The sequence below is a fragment of the Oenococcus oeni DSM 20252 = AWRIB129 genome (assembly GCF_000372485.1).
In the GTDB taxonomy this organism is placed as follows: Bacteria; Bacillota; Bacilli; order Lactobacillales; family Lactobacillaceae; genus Oenococcus; species Oenococcus oeni.
This window is the reverse complement of the sequence record NZ_AQVA01000004.1, coordinates 100,603-124,298: the sequence shown is the minus strand read 5'-3', so window position 1 is coordinate 124,298 and position 23,696 is coordinate 100,603. Positions and strand designations below refer to the sequence as shown.

The window sequence follows — 23,696 nt, the reverse complement described above, 5'->3', positions numbered from 1 at the left end:
TTTGTATTATTTATGTAAAGATTGCCTTAATAAAAATAATAATTATTAGATATAAAAACCAATTCAAATTGAGTAATATTTAATTCATCAAAATTATCTTTATGCACTGAAATAGAGTCTAGTAAGAGTTTGTTTCATAACTATCCAAAATCCCCCGTTCAATTTTGTCGATCTCACCAGTTTGGTACTCAATTATTTTGTTATCGGAAAACAAATAGACTCGATCTGCCAAGCGTTGGCATAGGAGCAAATCATGGCTAGTAACAATTACCAACTTTCCTTCACTTCTATATTCAGGCAACTTCTTCCGCAAAAAATTAACATTATAAATATCTAATCCAAGACTAGGCTCGTCCAAGACAATGATTGGAGAATTAATCAAATCAATCAGGGCAAGACTGAGTCGGCGTTTCATTCCCTTGGAATAACCCTTGATCAGTTTTCCCTCTTGATCAGAAAATTGATAGTCCTTGATCAGATCACCAATTTTATCTTGATATTTTTTTATCCGATATATCTCAGCAAAGTAAGAAAGATTCTCCCTAGCAGTCAAAAAATCAATTAGTTGATCCTCCGTAGGTAGAAAAGAGAATTTTTCTCGTGACGATAAATCATATGGAACTTTTAGCTCTCGCTTGTCCAAAATGATTTCTCCTTCATCAATCTGATTCAAACCAACAATGATTTCCATTAAAGTAGTCTTCCCAACACCGTTTTTTCCAACAAAGAAAACAATTTCGTTTTTACTGAATGAAAAATCCTGGTGATGAAACGCAACTTTACTGCCGTAGCTTTTATTGATTTCTTTTAAAGATAAATAAGCCATTAAACAATTGCCCCTATTAGAATAGTTGTTTTAAAAATAGTGTATAAAACAAAAGAAGAACAAACTCTCGATTCTTTTGCATAAGGAATAAATCCGTAAATTAATTTGACTAGCAATAATAAGAGTAAATATATATCGTAACCAAAAATGGAAAAATTAATTAATTGATTTTTGAATAAAAACGTTATTAACGTTAAAAATAACTCACCAAAAGCGTTGATTAAAACAAGCTTTAATAATAGATCTTTTTCTAGGCTACTATTTTTTTAAGCAGAGATTTTCTTAGTTTATTTTCAAATATAAAAGACAATCTCAAAAATAGACCAGTTAAAAAGAAATTTATAAAAAATAAAAATGAACGAAAAATAGCTTGAATTAAAAAATTATTGTAAACACGGTGAATATTTATGAAGAATTGAGTCAAAGAAGAGTCGCTATTCTTAGATACCGAAATTGCATTCTCTAGAAAAGTATTCCCAATGTTGCCGTAGCTAACAAAAATTATTGAGTGCAGAAAAATTGCAGCAACAGCAAAAATAAAAATATTTATCTTGTGTTTTTGCCAATCAATTTTCATAAATCACCAATCCGATTACTGACTAATGTTTCGATCACTGCTGCCAGAAAATTTAAAGGCATTACTAAAATTATTACCGTTCTTAATTGCTGGCCGAGATTTTTCCAATTAAAATCTTTCTCCAGGATAATTTGCGACACAAATAAATAAAAACCAAAAGTCGCTGCCAAAATAATTGCCGGCAGTTCCAAGAAAATATGCCAGATAATTTTGTTAGCCATCAAAAGGAAACCAACGCGCGATATCATCGTATTAATTTGCATGCCAAAAATAGCAAAATTTGAAATTATCAAAATAAAAGAGATAAATCCATAACTAAAAACTCCTACAAGCAGTAGTAAGGATATCGTCGTATTATGAATGAATACCTCAAAAATCGTAAGTTGGGCACTAGACAAATCCGGTTGAAATAAACCGGTCATTTGAGTTCCAATGATAAAAGAGAAAATCGCTACAAATAAGCTGATAATCATTGAAATGTTGAACACCCGATCCGGTCTAATGAATATTTTATTTTGCAACATATTTTTTGTATTCTCCATAGAAAAACCGTTGGTATCTGTTGATCAAAAAAACTGAAATTAAATAAATAAAAGAAAGAAAAACCATTTGAGCGAAAAATATCCAATTATTGCTAGCATCTATTATTTGAACAAAATATATAGTCATTACCAAAAATTCAGTAATTAATGATACAAATCCCCCACAAATTAATAGACCAATTATTGGCAAAAGAGAATCTTCATTTTTATAACTTGAAAAAAGTCCGGAAAATAAACCAGTAATTTTTACATTGGCCAATAAAAGGAATGACAGCAAAAAGAATTCTCTTAAAAAGATAGTAAATGAAAAATTGAATAAATTCATTCCCAGTATCAGCACAAAAATTTCAGCGATTCCGGTAACAGAAACTATAAAATCATATTTTTTTATTAATATTTTTAAAAAACCAGGCGATAAAACATGTGCAATTATCTCATTGGATAAGTCACCTTTTAAATTCGTTCGAAAAGAAATGATTCTTTTAATTAAAAAAACTCCAGTAAAAAAAATAACTGCAAACTCTGAATACGCTAAAGAATCTCCAAGCAAAAAAGAAATCAAATAGGAAAAAAAGACAACTAGAAAAATCATAAGTGAATCTTGCTGGATCTCTTTCCAATAACCCGATGTTTCTATTTTTTCAATCGTTCTCCTATGAAGCGGAGTTTTAGTCAATTGACTATAAAGTAAAATTTTATAAAAAACTGAAGGCTTTGACAATTCCTTGACCTTAAAAATATTTATTGTTTTAGAAGCAAAGGCATAATAAAAAAATATTAAAATTGAAAGAAGGATCATCACAATTGGAAAAAGAAAAGAATAGTCAATATATTTGTCAAAATGATTTCTCGTTCTTTCAACGATTGAGATAATTACATTCAAAATATTATTAATTTCAAAAGCAGAATTATTCGAAAAAGTATCCTTCAGCATTAGCAGTTCGACTAAATATACGATTCCAGAGAAACAAAAAACGATAGTCACTTTACTTTTCGAACATAAATTAATAATCTGACTGAATTTCCGAACGCTATTATAAATGATCAAAGATAAGCAAATAGTCCAAAGTAGGTAGGGACGAAAATTATGGAATAACGGGGTCGACAGAATTAGTAGAAAAACAAAGTAAGCCGAATTGCCTAAAATTTCATATTTAAAAGACTTTAAAATCAATAGGTTATATTTTTTTCTCGGCCAAAGTTCTATATATTTATTATTTTTAGAAAAAATAAAATATTTAAAAAGATCAAATCCGCCATTCCATCCAATAGCAGTCGAAAATAATAAACAATTGCAAAGAAAAATCCAATGCGAAGCAATATAACTTTGAAAGAAAATACCTGCTCCGTAAACAATAAAAAAAGAAGTCAAAGAAACAAGAAAAATTAATCGCAAAGAGAGTTTATCAAATGAAGTTTCTCGCCAATAGGCCTTCAATTCCAAATAAATAATTTTAAACATTTTTTTCCTCAAAGGCATTCACAAAATCAATTTGGCCACGTGACATTTTTTTATTTACCAAGCCAAAGTTGCCCCTCTGCCCGCTTTCAATTTTCGACTGATAAATATTCCACCTGCTCCAATAACTGCTGCTGCAATTAAGCAACCGGCCCCAGTTGCAGCAATCAAAGCAATTGATCGTCCAATACTGAGTGATCCCCTTGCGAAAGCTGCATAAATAACTGGATAAATCATTTTCGCGGCTTGTGCAGATATTCCAAAAGTTCCAGTCAAAGCAAAAATTCCGATTGACAATTTATACATAAAAACCTCTATTCGTTTTATTTGTGAGACGACCGTTTTTAAAAAGATTATAAAGATCGACTCATAGTAATTAGACGGAAATTGAGAGAAAAATATTAATTTTTTGAAAAAACTTTATTTCAAAATATCAATCAAATTTTTATTAGCAGCTTGTTTGGCTGGCAAAATACCAAAGATTATACCAACAATCGTGGAAACGCTAAAAGCCAAAATGAAAGATCCAAAAGTTGTGACAGCCTTAAAAGGCAAGAGCAGTGAGAACAGCCAGGCACTCCCAACACCTAACCCAAAGCCGATTAGGTCACCAAACGTTGTCAGGAGCACGGCTTCCAGTAAAAATTGATTCATAATATCTCTTGGACTGGCGCCCACTGCTAGCCGAATACCAATTTCCTGGGTTCTTTCAGAAACCGAGATATACATCATGTTCATAACACCGATACCGGCAATAAATAAGGAAATCCCGGCGATCGCACTAACAAAATAGGTCAAAGCGGAAATAACTTTGCCGATTCCGCTTAAGAGTTCGCCCATGTCGGTAAAAGAATACTCCCCTTTATTTCGATGGCTGCCTTTCTTTTTTAGGAGTGTAACTAAGTGCTCCGTATTCTTGGAAATTTTGCTGCCCTTAGAAAAAGTGATCTGAACACTGTTGCCCTGATCGTTGACCTGTCCTTGAAAATAGGTTTCCTGTGGCAGAATCAAATTAGTGTCATAAGGCGACTCGTTATTATTTGCATAAATACCGACAACCGTATAGGAAAGACCGTTAATTAGAATTGAAGCGCCCAGAGTGCCTTTTATACTTTTAAAGTTTTTCAGAGCGGTTTGCTTAGAAATCAACAATCGTTGATTTTGAACACTATTATCATAGCTACTAATATTTTTGCCGGCAATCAGCCTGACACCTGGCCGATCTTTGACAGCTGTCGCAGTTAAATTTTTGTTCGTATCAAAAATAACGGCCGTGATCTGGAATTCTTTGGTTACTCTTTGAATTTTTACATTGCTCACGCCTAAATCGTTTTTGCTTTTTAACAAAGTATGGTCTGCTTGGTCAAAACCAGCCTGATAATCATTGCTATCATTTACATAGTAATCGATTGTTACAGTTTGTTTGCCTGTCTTTGTGGCTTGAAGATTTTTTAAAGTAGCCTTTTTAACACCGTTTCCCAAAGAAATAATCGTGATCACGGAAGTGATACCAATGATAATACCCAACATAGTTAACAAACTGCGTTTTCTATTTGTCAACAGCGATTTAAGTGCCGTTCGTATTAATTAACCGACTCTCATAACCAGTCTCCTGATCGGAGGCAATCGTGCCATCCATAATGCGAATAATTCGTTGACTTTTTTGGGCTACTGCTAAATCATGAGTAACCATAATAATTGTCATACTGCTTTTTAAATTCAGTTGAGTAAACAAGCTAATAATCTCTTTTGAAGTTTGGCTGTCCAAAGCACCGGTAGGTTCATCGGCAATTAAAAATTTTGGTTTATTGATCAAAGCGCGGGCGATCGAAACCCTTTGCTGCTGGCCACCAGAAAGGTTTAAGGGATACTGATTTTGATAGCCGTGCAAACCAACTTGATTCAAAGCCTGTTCAATTTTGACTTCAGTTTGACTAAAGCTTTGACCTGCATAAAGCAAAGGAATGGCAATATTTTCTTTAACTGTTAAATTATTAATTAATTTAAAATTTTGAAAAACAAAACCAACATTTCTATTGCGATAGTGGGCACAATCTTGGCGGGACATTTGAGCGATATTTTTCTTTTCAAAAGTATAGTCACCATCGAAATGGTCATCCAAAAAACCGATAATGTTAATCAAAGTTGATTTACCGGAACCCGATTGACCCATAATAGCGACAAATTCACCTGCACGAACTACTAGATCAATATTCTTTAAAACGTGATAAGCGTTCTTCCCTTGATGATAATATTTGTTAATATTCGACAGGCAAATCACTATTCATTCACCTTGCAACCATTTTTTAATCGCTTATCAGGATTAAGGATTAATCGGTCACCAGTCTTAAGACCGCTGGTCACCAAATAATAACTGCTTTCCTTATCGGCTTTAATCCTTCGTTTAATTGCTCTGCCATTTTTAAGCAAGTAGACAGTATTCTTCTTAACGCTTCCGGTAGGTATTTTAAACTGACTACTTAAAACAGTGATTTTAACTGATTGGCCATCAATAAATCCCCGATCCAAATTAGCCGATAAAGCATATTTAGCAGTCGTTGAAAGAGAAGAAACCTGAGAGTCTTTTGCCAAACTGGAAATTTGCGTCGTCTGTTCATAGCCATTTGCAATGGAAGCAACTTGAACGCTTTGCCCCACTTGAACCTTGCTATAGTCATATTCAGAGACACTTGCCGATAACAACAATTGATCAGAATAAATTTCGATATTAGCGTTACCTTCACTGTCTTTTACAACGACACTACCGTTATAAGGCGCATAGACATTATGATAGCTACCATCGTAAGTTGTCATTAAAAGCTGATTTTTAGTGACGGTATCACCAGTTTTGATCTTTAAGGCAATTAAACGTCCATTCGGTCGATCAAGTGTTTGCGATTGGCTTGCAACGATTTTGCCGGTTAATGATAAAGAATCATTAGACAAAGTCAAAAACCGATAATTATGATTACTATCTTTAGTTTCAGTGGTCTTTACTTTAAAAGCCCCACTAATAAAAGCTCCCCCAATCAAAGAGATCAAAACTGCTAATAATAGGACAGCAGCTACAAGGATATGCGTTTTTTTAAACTTATTTTGCTTCGTTGACATGGAGGCCCTTTCTGAAAATTTGAGCGTAATAAAAGATTTCTACTTGTTCTTATGAAAATATTTAGTAGGAAACAGAAAAATAACCAACATAATAATTTGCAGAATAATCGACAGTCCAGAGAGCCAGCTTTGTTTTGTACTCTGTTCAAGATAATAAAGAATTGTTGCTAAGACACTAATCAAATACCACCAAGGGCTAAGACCGGTATCCCGAACCCGACGAACTCCGAGCGAAATCGCAGGAATGATATTGGCAAAAACAAATAAAATAACGGCAATTAATAAAGATCCAAAAATCCAAACGGAAGAAGAATTAGAAGAACTCTTGCTGGCAATGCTGCTTCCGCTAATCGCTTCCAAGAAACTTGGAAAAACAGCAATAATAGCTATGATTGAAAAAATAAGTAAAATTGTGAAAATGATCACGTTAGCCAAGATCAGCCACCAGTAATCGGAACGGCTGCTACTATCTTTAAAGTTAAAATAATTCTTCCAGTATTTTTTATAAGCGTTTAACATAAAATTTGTCCTTAATGAATATTTCCTTAATTAATTTATTTTTCTTTGCTTGATTTTAGGGGGTATGCAATCATAGGTGACCATTAGAGTAAAAGAGACAGCCGTAAAAGTTCTACAGTTTTATTTGAATTTTTAGCTAATGAAAAAGCAAAAAAAGCCAAAAGCGCATGGCTAACTTAGAAAGCAATAAATTAATAAATATCTATTAATTTATCAGTTAACACAAAACGGACTATAGAAAAGCATTTAAACCTATCAAATACACATTACTGTCAACTTATACAATTTTATTGAGTTCAAAAAATCACGATCGAAAGAGTATAAAATTACTTTTCTCTTTTTAGTATTTATTTGCTTGAAAGACACAATTCTATTGAATTGGTAATGTAAATAAAGATAACTTTTTTTAAACAAATTAAGACATTGCCAATTTAAACAGCTTTTATTATATTTAAGAGAACTAACCATAGCATAAGCAACAAAATGCATTTAATTCATCCTATACGATATGCACGTTTTTACGATGATTGGATGATCATAGGCGAATCAAATAACCCAAGTATAATAATCCAAAAAAATCAGTGAGAAGCTTAAAGAATTATTAGGAATAAAATATTTTCCAACTGGAATGTTTTTTTCCAAAGCTGATTTTATTTCCTAATTTTTTTAATTCTTACTAATTATCAAAGAATTTTATGCAGCAATTCTTTCTTCCAAATTAGTAACTAAAGTCTAATAGATAATTAGAGCAAAAATAAAAAAACGCTAAATTAGCCACTTTTTATAAATGTAAGCGATTAATATTTCCCATATGCTAATTTTGTCGAAAAGAATACTTTTCAATGTATTTTTCGTATGAAGTGGCCAAGCTATTGGATCCTACAAGCCTAAGAAATTCAATCAAAAAACAATTGTCCTCCTCTGCCTGTTTCTCATTCAAAGATAATAAATTATCAAAAAATTTCTGCTTGAATCTATTGATTAAATCGGATTGATCATCCACAATTTTTTCAATTTGTCCAAGCAACAATTTAGCTTTTTGATAATCTTTCCTTCTATAAAAAATGTCAATTGCGTTGGAAAAGGCAGATACTATTCTACTAATATTTTTAGGATTATTATCCAAATTCAAATAAAGCATTTCTTTTAGGGCGGACTCAATCATCTCATTATCGAAAATAAGCATGCAGTTATTAAAAACAGAAAATTCAATGAAATCCCAGTGTTCGACTTTATCTAGATAATCGAATAAGCTCTTTTTTATCTCGCTATCAACATGAAAACTCGGATCAGCTCTTCTTATCAAGGCACAAACGGAAGATGATTCTATCAGATTATCAAAATTGCTATCGACTTTAAAATGAGAGATTTTTTCATTTGCTATCTTTTTCAAGGCAGGAAGATCGTTGTTTTGATAAATATAATTAATTTGATTGAGAAAACTGGTATAACCATCAACTTGTCCAGCATAAACTTTGCAATAAAATTCATCCAAGTTCACATGCATTCGCATAAGCAATTGAGACAAATTGATGAAACTAAGTTGCGTTCTTCCTTCTTCAAATTTGCTAATCGAAGAAGGAGAAATTATTCCTTCAGACAAAGAAGAGATCGATATCTTGCGTTGCTTCCTAATCTTTTTGAAAACCAGGCCGGCTTTTTTAAAAGTTTCTGCCTTTTGCATTGTTAAAATTATTACATATTATTATACAAAAGGAAAATAACGACAATTATATTCTTTAGACATGCTATTGAAGACAATTTTATAGATATTCTTCGAAACCAAATCAAAAAGTATATAAAAACAGCGTCATATCAAGCTTTGTTTCGCTTAATATCACGCTGTTTCACGAAGATTTTGCCGACTGACGGGTTCGAACCGTCGACCCCCGGTTTACGATACCGATGCTCTACCAACTGAGCTAAGTCGGCTAATTGAAATAACTTTATATCTTTCAATAAAAAACGGTTAGCCGACGTAAATCGACCGACCGCAAACTCCGACTGTCGGGCTCGAACCGACGACAACCTGATTAACAGTCAGGCGCTCTACCAACTGAGCTAAGTCGGAATAGTATGAAATAAACAACTATTTAAGTTTATGACATCTTCATATGAAGGTCAAGCAGATAGAGACAGTCTTTAATCTAAGTCATATAATCGAATTAGTTATCTATCTGCTTTGAGCAGGGAAAACGAGAGAGAGTATGTCCAATTTATCTGATATTCAAAAAAAATTTTTTATAAACGTTTTACTGGCGACCAGTTTTACCTTTTCAATTAGCCAATCTGCAATGACAACAATTTATCCGACACTAATGAAACATTTTTCTGTAGCCGTTTCTAGCGTCCAATGGCTGACAACCGGCTTCATGCTTGTCATGGTCTTGATGATGCCTTTATCGCCTTGGTTCTTAAAAAACGTTCCTTTTAAGGCTTTTCTTTTGAGCTTGCAAATTATTTTCCTTTTTGGAACCTTAGTTGCAATCACGGCTGGAAACTTTAGTCTGCTGGTAATTGGCCGGCTGTTGGAAGGGGCGGCCGTCGGCCTGCTTTTTCCAAGTTTTCAATCAGTCATTCTGTCAATTACCCCGGAAGAAAAACGTTTGACACAAATGGGTTTGGTTGGATTGGTAATGGGTTCAGCCTTAGCCGTCGGCCCAATCGTTTCCGGTGTGATACTGGAAATCTTTGATTGGCAGGCTGTTTTCAGTTTCTTTTTGCTTATTTTAATCATTTTATTTTTATTATCCTTAAAATTCATAAAAAACGTTATGCCGCACGAGCCATACCATTTCGATGTTATTTCTTCAATAAGTCTGATGGGACTCGTCATGCTTCTCTATGCCCTACAAACAATGACTACAAAAATCACAATTTCATTGCTTTTTATTTTCTTTGTTGGTTTACTTTTATTTGGATATTTTGTTCAAAGACAGTTTTCAATTAAAGAACCGCTGCTTGATTTAAGAGTTTTAAAAAATGCTGCCTTTCGCTTAGGAATGTTTCTAACGGCTGGGTCATATATTGCTCTAATCGTAACAACGGTTCTAATGCCAATTTACTTCCAAAAAATCCTTGGAGTAAACGCCCTTTGGTCAGGCCTAATGATGGTCCCGGCTGCTATTAGTTTAAGCATTTTGAATCGCCGCTCGGTCGAAGTAATGAAGCGATTCGGTTTGAAAACAACAATGTTGATTGGTTCTGCAATGATTTTAATCGGGTTTTTCGGCCTCTTAATCACGTGCCAAATAAAATTATGGCTTTTAGCAATCATTTTTGCCGCTCTTGTTGAATCTGGTAATGCTTTTATGATGATGCCAGCTGTAACTTACGCAAATAATGCTTTAGAAAAAGACTTAATTCCACATGGGACGGCCCTAATCACAATGGTTCGCCAAATTGCCGGAGTAATTGGCGTTCTAATTATTAGTCAGGTCTTAACTCTTGTCTCAAAACCACTTCAGGTGTCAATGAAAGGTATGCTCGCTAGCTTTGCTGTCAGCGCAATTTTAGCTGCCATCCTGTTAATTCTAGTCCTGAGGATAAAGAATAGGCGAGCAAACAAATTACTTTGAATCAGCAATTTGTTTTGACAATTGTTTAATTTCTTTTTCCAGACGATCGACGGTTGTCTGTAAATCTGCTGTCTGTTGGCGATGAGCACGAACATGTTTATGTACACTAGTACCGACGCCAGCAGCGATAGCAGCGCCTAATGCCGAAAGAACGTTTGTGTAATTACCAAGAATTAATTGAGCCGTATTAGAAGGTTCAAGTACTTTCAAAGCCGGAAGTAAGCCGATTATTCCAAAAACAACCAAATAAACGAATAAAAGCAGAAAAATTATAATTGAAGTTTTGCTTGAAAGGACTTTTGGGATCGAGGTTAAAAAAATATTCAGTTCGGATTTTTTTTCATTATTTTGCATGTAGATAATTCTAAAGCAATTAAAAAAACTTGCCTAAGCAAGTTTTTAGTTTCTCATCGTTGGAAATAAAAGAACATCTCGAACTGAAGTCTGATTTGTCAGTAACATTGTTAAACGGTCGATCCCAATTCCTAGGCCACCGGTCGGCGCCATTCCGTGTTCAAGGGCTTCAATATAGTCTTCATCAATTGATTCAGCTTCGTCATTACCATTTTCACGCTCAGCTGCTTGTGCTTCAAAACGCTGGCGCTGATCAATTGGATCATTCAATTCAGTAAACGCATTGCCATACTCGCCGCCGGCTATGTATAACTCAAAACGTTGAACAAAATCTGGATTATTATCCTCTTTTTTAGCCAACGGACTGACTTCCAAAGGAAAATGATAAACAAAGGTTGGCTCAATTAAACTTTTTTCAACAAAAGTATCAAAGAATTCAGCAATGATATGGCCAACGCCCCAGAAGCTTTCATATTTAACATTATTTTCATTAGCCAATTTTCGCGCTGTTTCTAAATCAATCTTCTTATCAAAATCAATTCCGGTTTTTTCCTTAATCAATTCAGTCATTGACCTCTTGGCAAAATCCTTACTAAGGTCAATTTTATGGCCTTGATAGTCAATGACACCATCTTCATTGATTGATTTGGCAGCGGCACGAATAATATTTTCCGTCTCTATCATCACATCCGACAAATCCCAGTAAGCTCCATAAGACTCAAGCGTTGTGAATTCGGGATTATGACGCGTGTCCATACCCTCATTTCTAAAGATACGGCCAATCTCATAAACGCGTTCCATTCCACCAACAATTAAACGTTTTAAATAGAGCTCCGTCGCAATCCGCAGATACATATCGATATCGAGTGCATTATGATGAGTAACAAAAGGGCGGGCAGCAGCGCCACCAGCTGAATTTTGTAAAATTGGTGTTTCCACTTCTAGAAAACCAATCGAATCCATGTAATTTCGGATTGCTTTAACAATTTTAGAGCGTTTAATAAAAACCTCAAAAGATTTTGGATTCGAAATCAAATCCAAATAGCGTTTACGGTAGCGAGTATCAATGTCTGTTAAACCATGATATTTATCCGGCAAAGGTCGAAGTGCCTTTGACAGCCAGGTCAATTTATCAATTAAAATGGTTGTCTCGCCCGCATCGGTCTTCATAACTGTACCGGAAAAACCTAAAATATCGCCAAGGTCGGCCCGACGAATCAAGGCATAGTTATCTGCCAAATCATCACGACGTGCATAAATCTGAACCGTTCCGGAAACATCTCGAATATCGGCAAAAATAATTTTACCTGCTCCACGTTTGGCCATGATTCTTCCAGCTATAATCACATGTTTTTTTGCAGCATCTAATTCTTCTTTACTTTTGTTATCAGCAAAAGAATGAATATCTTTTGCATATGAATCTCGTTCAAAACGATGACCAAAAGGATCAATCCCTAAATCATCTTTCAAAGCTTGGAGCTTTTGGCGGCGAACTCGGAGTTGATCATTTAATTCTGTATCTATTTTTTCTGTCATAAAATCCCTTAAACAATACCTATATAGTGTAGCAGAAACTTATTCTTCACCCAATTTTTTATCCATTTTCAAGGCTAAAATCTTTTTTAATTCTTCTTTAGAAAAATTGTATTTTTTTTCCGTGAAACGACTAACGATTTCCGCTCCGTGATCTTCATCGATCATCGCTTGAATCTCTTTTTTTGGCAATGTTCCAATTGCATCGGCATACCATTTCTTTGGCAATTCATCAGCTGTTTTTAATGGAATTGTTTCAAGGATATCAACTTTCAGGTTGGCAAACAATTGTGCCAAAATCTGGTTTGCGCTCAGCCCTTCGGCCAACATTGAAGAAATATTCGGCATTTTTCTTAAATGTTGTTCCAGTAAATCCAATTCAGTATCATTAGCTCCAGGCAAAGTTTGAAGCAAAAAACCACCGGCAGATTTAACCAAACCTTTTGAATCGACAAAAACCGAAACACCAACAGCGCTCGGTATTTGCTCGGATTGGGCCAAATAATAAGTAAAATCATCACCGATTTGGCCAGTCACTAATTTTACTTCGCCGGTATAGGGATCTAATCCCGGATGAACCTTTGTTACCCTTAAAGTGCCGTTTAGACCTACAAGATTAGAAATATCTGCTTCACCATTTGTATTGGTTTTGGCAATTGCTTTCGGATTGGTAACATAACCACGAAGTTCTGATTTGGAATTGGTCTCAGTAACAATTTGTCCAATCGGCCCACGACCATTAATGCTGATATGCATTTGATCGTCTTCCTTTAATAAAGAGCTTCCAACCAAAGCAGTTGCAATCAAGGTTCGTCCGAAAGCGACTGTTACATCAGGACTCATTTTATGCATTTCAGTCATTTGCTTGACAACATTTGATGCATCAGCCACATAGGCACGAAAATGACCATTTTTAGTAATACTTTTTGCTAAATAATCCATAATTTATTATAAAAACGCGACCAGCTAAAGTCGCGTTTTTCCTTAATTCTCTTTGTTATCGTCATCTTTTTTGGTTCGTTTTGTAGTAGGTTTTTTCTTAGTCGAACTTGTTGTTGACTTGCGTCGAGTAGTTGAAGTCTTCTTGGTTGTCTTCTTTTTTGAAGTTGAATCGGAACCCGACTTGGAATCATTTTCATCTTCCTTATCATCTTTGTCCTCTTTAACTTCGTCCTCGGCCTCTTTATTATCAACAGAGCCGTTTTTCTTTAAGGCAGCTTTCGACTCTTCATATGAGAGCGGACGAGCAGGCCTTTGACTGTCTTTGACCAAATCGCTAGGAATTTCACCGGTTTCAAACAAAGATCTAATCTGAGCTTCATCAAGAGTCTCGTATTTCAACAGAGCTTCGGCGATTGCCTTGTGCTGCTTAGGATGGCTCTTAATGATATCAACAGCTCTCTTATAAGCTTCATTCGTCAAACGTCGAACCTCTTCATCGATCAGCTCGCTGGTTTTTTGCGAATACGGAGGATTTGGATTGTTAGGATCTCCGACAAAGACATTCGAACTACCTTCCAGTTGTACCATACCGAGCTTATCGGACATACCATACTGGGTAACCATTTCCCGGGCAATCTGGGTAGCTTGCTGGAAGTCATTGGAAGCGCCAGAGCTTGCAACATGATTAATCAAAATTTCGGCAGCACGGCCACCCATTAATCCGGCAAGTTCTTCTTTAGCATCTTTCTCCGACATGAGATAACGCTCATCCTTTGGCATCATCAAGGCATAACCACCAGCTCGTCCACGTGGCACGATCGTAACCTTACGAACAACCTGAGCATCATTTAGAACCAAACCAACAATTGCATGGCCGGCTTCGTGATATGCGACAGTCTCACGTTCATCTTGAGTCGTTTTGCGGTCCTTTTTGGCCGGTCCAGCAATAACACGGTCTTCGGCTTCATCGATATCAGCTGCTGTAACAGCTTTTTCATCATTTCGAGCGGCCAGTAAAGCAGCCTCGTTAAGAAGGTTTTCAAGGTCCGCACCAACAAAACCAGGAGTTTGTTGGGCAATGACTTTCAAGTCGACATCTGCCGCCAAAGGTTTGTTTTTTGCATGAACGCGCAGAATCGCCTCACGCCCTTTTACATCAGGAGCACCAACTAAAATCTTTCTGTCGAAACGTCCAGAACGAAGCAAAGCCGGGTCCAAAACGTCAGAACGGTTAGTTGAAGCAAGAACGATTACGCCTTCCGAACCTTCGAATCCATCCATTTCAATCAAGATTTGGTTCAGAGTCTGTTCGCGTTCATCGTTTCCACCACCCATGCCGGCTCCACGACGACGACCAACTGCATCGATTTCATCAATAAAAATAATTGAAGGTGCAGACTTCTTCGCATTTTCAAACAAATCACGAACACGGCTGGCACCAACACCAACAAACATTTCAACGAAATCCGATCCGGAAATACTGAAGAATGGTGTCTTTGCTTCACCGGCGACGGCTTTAGCGAGCAAAGTTTTACCGGTTCCCGGAGGACCTTCCAACAAAACGCCCTTTGGAATTCGGGCACCGAGTTTTGTGAATTTCTTTGGATCTTTCAAAAACTCGACAACTTCGACAAGTTCTTGTTTTTCCTCTTCTTCTCCGGCTACATCAGCAAAGCGGATTTTATTCTGTTTAGGGTCTGCAGGCTTAGCCTTCGAACGACCAAAACTCATAATTCCACCAGGTCCGCCTGAACCGCCTTGACCACGCTGGCTGCCGATAAGCATCCAGTAAAGCAAGGCAAACATAATTAGAGTCGGCAATATCATTGTCAACATCGATCCCCAGAAATTGGAGGCAGCCGGTTTTGGATTAACAGCAACACCGGCCTTTTGAGCCGCGGTTGTAATCTGTTTCAAACTAGAATTGTTCGGTAAAACGTAAGCAGTAAATTTAGTTACCGAACTTTGGTAGCCGGAAAGCAGCGTTGTTGTACTACTACTGCTTGAGCTGGATTTTTGAGCTTTTTTAAAATCTCCGGCAATCGTGTAAACACCGCTATCGCCAGGTTGAATCGTAAAATCTTTAATTTTATTATTCTTCAACTCCTTCAAAAAAGTAGTTGTTGAAAGGTACTTGACACTACCATCGCTACGTCCGAAAAAACTGTAAATTAAGAATATAACTGCCAGTATTACGAATGCATATGATAATGAACTGCGGAAGAAACCGCGATTCTTATTTTTCATATAATACCTCGTTCACGCCAATACAATATTGTAACATTATGAATAAATATCGGGGTTAACCACACCAATGAAAGGCAAATTACGCCAAATTTCCTGATAATCCAATCCATAACCGGCAACAAATTCATTATCAATCTCAAAACCAACGTAATCGGCTCTAATATCGACTTTGTGGCCCTTTTGTTTATTAAGCATTGTTGCTGTTTTCACAGATCTGGCACCACGTCTAGACAGTAAAGACTCTAGATAACGTAATGATAAACCAGTATCAACAATATCTTCCACAATGATTACATCCCGATCTTTAACATCGCTAGTGAGGTCAGTCCTTAAAGTGATTTCATTACTTGAAGCAATACCGCCATGATAACTGGCGATATCAATGAAATCCATTTCAACATCGATTGAAATATTTCTAAAGAGATCACCTGCCCACATAACAGCTCCTTTTAAAACCACAACCAAAATAGGAGTTTTACCGGCATAATCACGATCGATTTGAGCACCGATTCTTTTAGCGGCTGTTTCAATTTCTCGATGATCATGAAGGATTTTTGAAAAACGGGGGTCTGTATCAGTCATTTGATTGTATTTAATGTTAACACGAATATTACTGCTACAACAGTGATCGTATATTTACCTTTCTTTTTTTATTTTAATTTCATCTTTATTTTTAACTAGAGAAAAGCCGTCGGTCAAATCAATTTTTCCATGTGGTTCTTTCTCATTTTTCAAAAGCCTTTCGAACTGCTCCAACTGGGATCTTTTGATTGGTAGAAAACCGATTGAATCATGCAACCAAATTTTTAGCATTTCAATCAGTTGGTTTTCATTGACTTCCCTAATTTGCTCGGCAAAGGAAGCAATGTTCCTAGCGGAATTTGGATTAATTTGTTTCAAAGCGGGCAAAACAACATTTCTAATCTGATTCCGGCTCGTATAGTCCGGATCCTTATTAGTTGAATCCTCAATCCATTTTAAATGATTTTTTTCGGCATAATCGTAAATTTCCGATTTTTCAACATTTAACAAAGGACGAACAACTTCGATTGGTGAATCTTTTTCCAGTGGACGCGACCATTCCATTGCTGAAACAGTCTGCCAATCGGCACCACGGATAATTTTCAACAATGTCGTTTCAGCCTGATCATCTGCATGCTGTGCCAGAATAATTTTTCGAGCGCCAACCTTAAGGGCCATTCGCTTATAAAAATCGTAGCGAAACTTCCGAGCAGCATCTTCAATTCCGCTATGAGGATGTTTTTCAAGCGGCCATTTTTCATGAAAAACGCAAAGACCCCGATTGGCGAATTGATCATCAATTAGCTTTGTCTCGTTTGCCGAGTCCACTCTCAGCTGATGATCAACATGGGCCAAAAATAAATGCGATCGTGGATTACTTTCGTATTTAAACAAAAGATCTGCTAAAACCGTTGAATCAACTCCTCCAGAGATAGCTAAAAGAAGTTTCTGTCTACCAGAAAAAAGTTTATGCGATTGAACATTTAACTGAAATTGTCGATAAAGAGTCTTCACATTAATACAAAATAGCAGTCCAAAAAACTATTTCTTGCTGTTCGAATTGGTGAAATTAAAAATAACTTCCCCGGATTTGGAATACTGATATTTGTCACGCAAATACTGAGTCAAATAATCAGATTGTTTTAATTGTTTTAAATTTTCTTTTAATTGTTTATGTTCAGCCTTGGTCTTTGCCAACTGCTGATTTACCTGATTTAATTGTGACGAAGCACTATACAACTTGGCCGCTGAAGAGAATAAGTTGTAAGAAAAGAAAATGAACAGAAACGCGCCAACACAGGCGATCAAACGACGCCGACGGGCAATTTCTTTATGATAATGTTTTTCACGAACTTTATTATAGGCCTGTGCAGAACGAATTTGGGCGGAAGTGTTCGGCTGAACCAAATGCAAATTAGGACGGTTACCTTCTTCCCTTTTTACATTTTTTTTCTGTTGTCGCGCCGTATTTGTTGCCATCACTTAAAATCAATATCTCATATGATTTGGAGGATAAAAATATCTTAATGAAATCAAAAATAAATCTTAATAAATTACCACAAAAATAAAAGATTCTTTAATTAGAAAAACAACTTCATTGTTGGCGATTTTCCGAAGAAATCAATTCATACATTTCTCCGGCATCATTCTTTTTAACAATTTCTGAAACATCGGTGACTTTAATTGTGACAATTTTCCCACCAAAACCCAAAACCAAAATATCACCAACGCCGACATTTCCAGAGGATTTTGAAATTTTTCCATTAATCGTTACCCGACCCTGGTCAGCAAATTCTTTTGCCAAGGTCCGACGTTTAATTAAACGACTGACTTTTAAATATTTATCCAAGCGCATTTTTTAGCTCCTTATAAACCAATTCAAGATATTTGGTTATTTTATCAATATAGACGAGTTTTTCATCCTCGTTTAAAATAACTGTCAATTGCAGTTTTTGATCGTCAACGGCTTTGACACGAACCTTGTATGGAAGTCCCTTTAAGGTTTTGAAGATTGTTTCCCCAGCCAGAATTTGGCTGACCCGTCTACTAAAGATAATTCTGATTTGGGAATCATCACCATGAAGATTAATGACGTTGGCTGCATCGGTTGCGTTTTTCAGGTGAGCCAAAGCGAAAAGATTATCTACCACCTCAGGAATCGGACCAAAACGGTCAATCAAATCCTGACGAACCTCGTTGAATTGTTCGTCAGTCCGCGATTTTCTGATTCGCTGGTAAAGCTCGACTTTTTGAGAAGAATCATTAACATAACTGTCCGGCAAAAGGGCCTCGATATTAAGAACAATTTCTGCATTTGTCTGCATAACTTTTTTGTCTTTTCCCTGTTTTTGAGAAACCGCCTCTTGAAGCATCTGTTGATAAAGCTCGTAACCAACCGAATCAATGAAACCGTGCTGTTGTTTCCCTAGAAGGTCACCGGCACCACGAATTGATAAATCACGCATCGCTAATTTAAAACCGGAACCGAGTTCTGTGAAATCGCGAATCGCTTCCAGACGTTTTTGAGCATCCTCAGTTGGTTGACGATCGCCTGGATAAGTAAAGTATGCATAAGCTAATCGATTAGAACGACCAATTCGGCCACGTAACTGGTAAAGTTGCGACAGGCCGAAACGTTCCGAATTTTCAACAATCAAAGTATTGGCATTGGGAATATCGACCCCCGTTTCAATAATTGTCGTTGTAACCAAAACATCGTAAATACCATTCAAAAAATCCATTAGGACATCTTCTAATTGAGTTTCGTTCATCTGCCCGTGAATATAGCCCACATTGGCGTCGGGAACAATTCTTTGAATTTCACCAACAGTCCGCTCGATATCCTGAACCCGATTATGCAAAAAGAAAGTTTGGCCACCACGAGACAATTCCTTTTCGATTGCATCGGCAATAACCGGCCAATTTTCCTCCAAAACGTAAGTCTGAATCGGAAAACGATTGGCAGGAGGCGTTTCCAAAACCGATAAATCGCGGGCTCCAACCAATGCCATATTCAAGGTTCTCGGAATCGGCGTGGCGGTTAAAGTCAAAACGTCGACATTAGCTCTTAACTGTTTGATTTTCTCTTTATGCTTAACGCCAAAACGCTGTTCCTCGTCAATAATAAGCAGGCCAAGATCGTCAAAAGCAACGTCCTTGGACAATAAACGGTGTGTGCCAATAACCATATCAAGTTGATGGGCTTTTAATTTCTTAATAACCTCTTTATTCTGTCCAGCAGTATTAAAACGCGATAACATAGCAATCTTAATTTCCGGGAAATCCGAAAATCTTTCGATTGCGGTTTGATAGTGCTGTTGGGACAAAATTGTTGTCGGTGTTAAAAACGCGACTTGTTTGTGGTCTTCAATTGCCTTAAAGGCTGCTCGAAAAGCGACTTCCGTTTTACCGAAACCAACATCGCCGACCAAAAGGCGATCCATTGGTTTCTTATTTTCCATATCTGATTTTATTTCCTTAATCGAACGAAGCTGATCGACTGTTTCCGGGTAAGCAAAGCCGTCATCAAACTCCTGCTGTCTTTGGTCATCGACTGAAAATGCGTAACCAACTTCTCCCTCGCGCTTCGAATATAAAGCGATTAATTCATCAGCAATATCCTCTACTTTAGCGGTCACTCGACGTTTTGTTTTAGCCCAATCAGTTGAGTTTAGAGAATTGACCTTCGGCCTGCCGTCAGCCGCACCAATGTATTTTTGCACCAAATTCAAATGTGTCACCGGAACAAAAATTTTCGCTTTTTGAGCATAGGCGATGGTAATGTAATCCTGTTTGCCGCCATTAGCTTCAAGCGTTGTTAGCCCCTCGTAACGGCCAATCCCGTGATTTACGTGAACAACATAATCACCTGTTTTTAATTCTGTGTAACTGGTGATTTTTTCGGCATTGGAAAAAGTTTGATGACGAGGCACCCGTTTTTTTACTTTGGCGAATAATTCCGTCTCGGTCATGACAACAATTTTCTCTTCCGGGAGTTCAAAACCGTGAGACAAACTGCCAATCTGCAATTGGGCAGTTCCGGTAAGAATATCGTCAGTGATTGCAAAATTCATTCCGAAATCATGCAAAGTTCTCTGTAAGGATAATAAACGTTCGCGATTGCTAGCTTGGAGCAAAACCGTGAAATCGCGTTTTCGATAGGACTCCAAATCGAGTTTCAAAGCCGGCATTTGGCCAAAATATTGTTGCATCTGTCGAGTAATCAATTGAGTTCGGCTGGTGAATGTAATTCCTGCCAAGCCACGTGTTAAATTGCTGAGATATATTTTTGGATTGACAAATTTCTGGATTTTTTTTGAAAGTTTTTGTTGGGATTTTTTAATTAAATTGATTCCGTCGATTTTTACTTTTAGATCAGGAAGTAGCTTAAATTCACGCAAACGATCGGTAATCCATTCGGCGTTTTTTTTCTCTTGAATATTTGTTTGATCATTGATTCGAGCAAAATCATCAATCAAAATCAAATCTTCAGACTGCAGATATTCAAATATAGAATGTTTCAAAAAAAACTCAGAAAATGGCAGGAGTTCATGACCATAAGAAAAATGCTTGGCTGCTTCCAATAAAGGATTAAAAAACTCCGTCAGTTTTTTCTTTTCGGCACCCTTCAACTTATTTAGATAATCGACAAAAGCCTGCTCAAGCTGCTTGAGGCCATCACTGAACTCGGCTCGCGGCAAAAGAAAATCAGAAACCGGCGAAACAGAAGCCTGTTTGATCTTGTTCAATGATTTTTGCGAATCAGCATCAAAAGTTCGCATCGATTCCAATTCATCATCAAAGAAATCAAGTCGAATCGGTTCATCGAAATTAATTGGATAAATATCGACAATTTCACCCCGAACCGAAAATTCGCCGGGATTGGCCACCAAGGTCTGTTTGTTATAACCCATTTCAATCAGTTTTTTTGCCAGTTGCTCTTGTGGGTAGGAATTTGCAATCTTAAAGTCCAAAACGGCCTGCTGAAAGAATTCAGGGTCTGGATAACGACGTGATAGACCAGAGAGCGGGACAACCACAATTGAATTTTCCTTGGATAATAAAGCTCGCAAGGCTAAAACACGGCTTAAATCTGCATCGCGCGATGCGACAGCCGTTTCCGTTGCCAATGATTCCTCGGACTGCATTTCAAAAACATTTTCGTCTTCAAGCAGGGCTTCCAAATCACTTGTTAACTGATCCGCCCGAAATTGGGTATCAGTCAAAAGAAGAATTTTTTTCGAATTTTTTTCTGCTTTTAAACGCACAAAAACCCCAGCGGCTAAAGCAGCCTTAGGGGTATCGTTAACTCCGCTAATCAATTGTGTTGAAGTTTGGTCTGCCTGGTTGGAAACGATCTTCTCAATTAAAGGCAAACGACTAATAAAATCTGTTAATGAGTGCATCATCAATTATTGTAGCGATTCGTGACAACATTCAAAGCTGTTCCATTAATTATATCCAGAGCTGCCGACACTCCGTTGTCAATTTCAGGTTGGACTAATTCTAATTGCAAAGGGCTAAAATCCCCAAGTACATGTTTGATGACGGCTTGTGGATTATGAGCCGGGCGACCGGTCCCGATGCGAATTCGAAGAAATTCCTGGCTGGCAATTTGTGAAACAATCGATTTTAATCCGTTATGGCCACCAGAAGCACCACTTTTTTTAATTCGAAGTTGTCCATAATCACGATCAATATCATCAACAAAGACAATCAAATCATTTACATCCCCACCAAAATAATTCAAAACAGCTTTTACCGCAATACCGGAATCATTCATCATAGTTGTCGGTTTAACAAGATAAACCTTCTCTTCCTCAACATGTGTAGAAGCGACAAAAGCATGCAGATTTTGCTTGAGAGAAAAATTAGCCTGCAAACGTGCCGCCAACTCATCAACTGCCATAAAACCAACATTATGTCGATTATGAGCATACTTCGCGCCAATATTTCCTAATCCAACTACTATTTTCTTCATATGCTCCCTTTTAATTATTAATCGAGTGAAATATTTGCTCTTTTTAAAATTTCCTGAAAACTGTCAGGATAAAAATTACCATTTTCGTAAATTGTCTTTAATAAATTATTGCCTTCAGCATCAATAGCGACAGTCTTAATCCGACGATTAGAATCGCGAATTACTTTAAAACGTCCCGACTTGGAGTTTTTTGTCGGATCCTGTTTGGGATGCTTTTGGATAAGAAAACCATGGCCATCGCCAAGCTCGCCATAGGATGCTTTGATTGCAAAACGTTCCGTATCGCGGTCAAAACCCTCCTGTAACAAACCGCCGCCTGAACCAACGATTAAGTTGTCAGCCGACCATCCCTGATGAAGAATATGGCGGTATAGTTCGATAATTGTTTGTCGGTTCATACCGTCTCCCTGAATAATTCCAACATTATGGTTAATTACTTTGTAGCCTTTATCGTTAACATCGGTACCGAAAATATCGGCAAGAATATCAAGTACTTGCAGATCTATTTCCTGAGGTTCGCCGGAGTCCGGTCGCAAAACTATTCTTCCGCTGCGTCTAATAATCCGATTCTTAATTTCTTTAGAACCGATCACATTGCGAACGAAATTAATCGAATCGTAAGAATCAATCACGATTGAAATAATATCGTTATCGCCTGCCCGATCCAGCTGGCTGTTTACGTAATCAATTTCGCCACGATCAGGTCCATAGGAAGTCGCCACAGAATGTTCGGTTGCCCAAACCGACAAAGCACGGCCTTTAAGGCCATATACATCAGCGATAACCTTATCGGCAGCTAAATTATCGGAACCGCGAAAATGGAGTAAATGTGCCGCCCCGCCGCGTTGTGCCGATTGTAAACTAGAGGCTCCGCGCAAACCGAAATCATTTACTGCCAAATCAAGGCCAGTCACGCTTCCGGATTTTTCAAATAAAGGCAGCAAAGCTTTTTTGATATACATAGAATTAGTCGAAATCGTTGTTGGATACCAGACCTGCATCAGGACCGACTCTAAAGCATTTAAAGTTGTTGCAAACCAGGGCTCGGTCGATTCAAGCGTTAATAAAGGTGTCGAGATCGGAACTTCAATACCCTCGGGCAATTCCATAATATTAATTGGCAGGTAACCCAAATCGCGAACTCGTTCCCAAACTTCTCGATTGAAAAAATTATGATTACCAAAGGTCAAAAAACTGAATTCCTCGGCTTCGTCAATCATCTCATTGGTAACCTTCCCTAATAAATGATCGGCAATGATCATTTGAAGGCCGAACCAGGAAACAGTATTAAACCGGCTGCCCGTTCGTGCCTCAGCGTAAGAATACAGTTTTGTCAGACCCTTTGGATACTGTAAATGATGCGTCAATTTGTAAGCATCGGTATCGAGGAGCAAATTTTCCTTCATAGCTAGAGTCTATCAATTTATTCAAATAGTTGAAAGTTTATTTCAATAAAAACAGACGCGGTTATTCGAGATCCCCGCGCCTGTTTTATAATTGGCAATT

Annotated in this window: 21 protein-coding genes and 2 tRNA genes; 1 reads left to right on the top strand and 22 read right to left on the bottom strand. The window is 37.1% G+C overall.

Annotated elements, in window-relative coordinates; all coding sequences use genetic code 11:
* Nucleotides 1-118 precede the first annotated feature (118 nt).
* From A3G9_RS0104170 to A3G9_RS0104110, 11 genes are all read right to left on the bottom strand, one after another.
* Nucleotides 119-826 carry an ATP-binding cassette domain-containing protein gene (locus tag A3G9_RS0104170; RefSeq protein WP_002818112.1) on the bottom strand — a complete coding sequence of 236 codons (708 nt, stop codon included), beginning with the start codon at nucleotides 824-826 and terminating at the stop codon, nucleotides 119-121.
* Between the two features lie 573 nt (nucleotides 827-1,399).
* Nucleotides 1,400-1,927 (bottom strand): stage II sporulation protein M, encoded by a 528-nt coding sequence (locus A3G9_RS0104160; RefSeq protein WP_002818111.1) that lies wholly within the window; start codon nucleotides 1,925-1,927, stop codon nucleotides 1,400-1,402.
* The gene (locus A3G9_RS1000000110680) at nucleotides 1,914-3,407 is read right to left on the bottom strand and encodes a hypothetical protein (RefSeq protein ID WP_002818110.1); all 1,494 of its coding nucleotides are present in this window, start codon (nucleotides 3,405-3,407) and stop codon (nucleotides 1,914-1,916) included. Before A3G9_RS1000000110680 ends, A3G9_RS0104160 begins: the two co-directional genes overlap by 14 nt.
* Before the next feature lie 54 nt (nucleotides 3,408-3,461).
* Nucleotides 3,462-3,710: a hypothetical protein gene (locus A3G9_RS0104150; RefSeq protein ID WP_002817457.1), complete on the bottom strand. Its 249-nt coding sequence runs from the start codon at nucleotides 3,708-3,710 to the stop codon at nucleotides 3,462-3,464.
* A 114-nt stretch (nucleotides 3,711-3,824) separates the two neighbouring features.
* Nucleotides 3,825-4,934: an ABC transporter permease gene (locus tag A3G9_RS0104145; RefSeq protein ID WP_002821266.1), complete on the bottom strand. Its 1,110-nt coding sequence runs from the start codon at nucleotides 4,932-4,934 to the stop codon at nucleotides 3,825-3,827.
* A 37-nt stretch (nucleotides 4,935-4,971) separates the two neighbouring features.
* Nucleotides 4,972-5,685 carry an ABC transporter ATP-binding protein gene (locus tag A3G9_RS0104140; RefSeq protein WP_002818108.1) on the bottom strand — a complete coding sequence of 238 codons (714 nt, stop codon included), beginning with the start codon at nucleotides 5,683-5,685 and terminating at the stop codon, nucleotides 4,972-4,974.
* Nucleotides 5,685-6,515, bottom strand: a complete 831-nt coding sequence (locus tag A3G9_RS0104135) for an efflux RND transporter periplasmic adaptor subunit (protein WP_002818107.1) — start codon at nucleotides 6,513-6,515, stop codon at nucleotides 5,685-5,687. Before A3G9_RS0104135 ends, A3G9_RS0104140 begins: the two co-directional genes overlap by 1 nt.
* Before the next feature lie 39 nt (nucleotides 6,516-6,554).
* Nucleotides 6,555-7,034: a DUF805 domain-containing protein gene (locus A3G9_RS0104130; protein ID WP_002817453.1), complete on the bottom strand. Its 480-nt coding sequence runs from the start codon at nucleotides 7,032-7,034 to the stop codon at nucleotides 6,555-6,557.
* A gap of 814 nt (nucleotides 7,035-7,848) precedes the next feature.
* Nucleotides 7,849-8,718 (bottom strand): Rgg/GadR/MutR family transcriptional regulator, encoded by an 870-nt coding sequence (locus A3G9_RS0104120; protein WP_002821260.1) that lies wholly within the window; start codon nucleotides 8,716-8,718, stop codon nucleotides 7,849-7,851.
* Between the two features lie 175 nt (nucleotides 8,719-8,893).
* A tRNA-Thr gene (locus A3G9_RS0104115) sits at nucleotides 8,894-8,966 on the bottom strand.
* A gap of 66 nt (nucleotides 8,967-9,032) precedes the next feature.
* Nucleotides 9,033-9,105: transfer RNA gene (locus A3G9_RS0104110), tRNA-Asn, on the bottom strand.
* Nucleotides 9,106-9,241: 136 nt separating this feature from the next.
* Here A3G9_RS0104110 and A3G9_RS0104105 point away from each other — a divergent pair.
* The gene (locus A3G9_RS0104105; RefSeq protein WP_002821259.1) at nucleotides 9,242-10,612 is read left to right on the top strand and encodes an MFS transporter; all 1,371 of its coding nucleotides are present in this window, start codon (nucleotides 9,242-9,244) and stop codon (nucleotides 10,610-10,612) included.
* Here the strand turns inward: A3G9_RS0104105 and A3G9_RS0104100 are convergent.
* From A3G9_RS0104100 to A3G9_RS0104050, 11 genes are all read right to left on the bottom strand, one after another.
* Nucleotides 10,604-10,966 carry a hypothetical protein gene (locus A3G9_RS0104100; protein WP_002817450.1) on the bottom strand — a complete coding sequence of 121 codons (363 nt, stop codon included), beginning with the start codon at nucleotides 10,964-10,966 and terminating at the stop codon, nucleotides 10,604-10,606. The two genes, A3G9_RS0104105 and A3G9_RS0104100, sit on opposite strands and share 9 nt — an antisense overlap.
* A gap of 45 nt (nucleotides 10,967-11,011) precedes the next feature.
* On the bottom strand, nucleotides 11,012-12,502 hold the full coding sequence (gene lysS, locus A3G9_RS0104095) for a lysine--tRNA ligase (protein WP_002821258.1): 1,491 nt from the start codon (nucleotides 12,500-12,502) through the stop codon (nucleotides 11,012-11,014).
* A 39-nt stretch (nucleotides 12,503-12,541) separates the two neighbouring features.
* Entirely contained in the window at nucleotides 12,542-13,441 is a 900-nt protein-coding gene (gene hslO, locus A3G9_RS0104090; RefSeq protein ID WP_002818100.1) for an Hsp33 family molecular chaperone HslO, read from the bottom strand.
* A gap of 42 nt (nucleotides 13,442-13,483) precedes the next feature.
* Nucleotides 13,484-15,688, bottom strand: a complete 2,205-nt coding sequence (ftsH, locus tag A3G9_RS0104085; RefSeq protein WP_002821012.1) for an ATP-dependent zinc metalloprotease FtsH — start codon at nucleotides 15,686-15,688, stop codon at nucleotides 13,484-13,486.
* A gap of 36 nt (nucleotides 15,689-15,724) precedes the next feature.
* On the bottom strand, nucleotides 15,725-16,270 hold the full coding sequence (hpt, locus tag A3G9_RS0104080) for a hypoxanthine phosphoribosyltransferase (protein WP_002817447.1): 546 nt from the start codon (nucleotides 16,268-16,270) through the stop codon (nucleotides 15,725-15,727).
* Between the two features lie 54 nt (nucleotides 16,271-16,324).
* Nucleotides 16,325-17,224 carry a tRNA lysidine(34) synthetase TilS gene (gene tilS / locus A3G9_RS0104075; protein ID WP_002818098.1) on the bottom strand — a complete coding sequence of 300 codons (900 nt, stop codon included), beginning with the start codon at nucleotides 17,222-17,224 and terminating at the stop codon, nucleotides 16,325-16,327.
* Between the two features lie 27 nt (nucleotides 17,225-17,251).
* On the bottom strand, nucleotides 17,252-17,689 hold the full coding sequence (locus A3G9_RS0104070) for an FtsB family cell division protein (protein ID WP_002818097.1): 438 nt from the start codon (nucleotides 17,687-17,689) through the stop codon (nucleotides 17,252-17,254).
* A gap of 115 nt (nucleotides 17,690-17,804) precedes the next feature.
* Nucleotides 17,805-18,065, bottom strand: a complete 261-nt coding sequence (locus A3G9_RS0104065; RefSeq protein WP_002817443.1) for an RNA-binding S4 domain-containing protein — start codon at nucleotides 18,063-18,065, stop codon at nucleotides 17,805-17,807.
* The gene (mfd, locus tag A3G9_RS0104060; RefSeq protein WP_002818096.1) at nucleotides 18,052-21,618 is read right to left on the bottom strand and encodes a transcription-repair coupling factor; all 3,567 of its coding nucleotides are present in this window, start codon (nucleotides 21,616-21,618) and stop codon (nucleotides 18,052-18,054) included. Before mfd ends, A3G9_RS0104065 begins: the two co-directional genes overlap by 14 nt.
* Nucleotides 21,618-22,190 (bottom strand): aminoacyl-tRNA hydrolase, encoded by a 573-nt coding sequence (gene pth / locus A3G9_RS0104055; RefSeq protein WP_002818095.1) that lies wholly within the window; start codon nucleotides 22,188-22,190, stop codon nucleotides 21,618-21,620. The genes mfd and pth overlap by 1 nt, the downstream gene beginning before the upstream one ends.
* Before the next feature lie 17 nt (nucleotides 22,191-22,207).
* A complete protein-coding gene (locus tag A3G9_RS0104050; protein WP_002818094.1) occupies nucleotides 22,208-23,596 on the bottom strand; it encodes a nicotinate phosphoribosyltransferase in 1,389 nt (462 codons plus the stop codon).
* Nucleotides 23,597-23,696 lie beyond the last annotated feature (100 nt).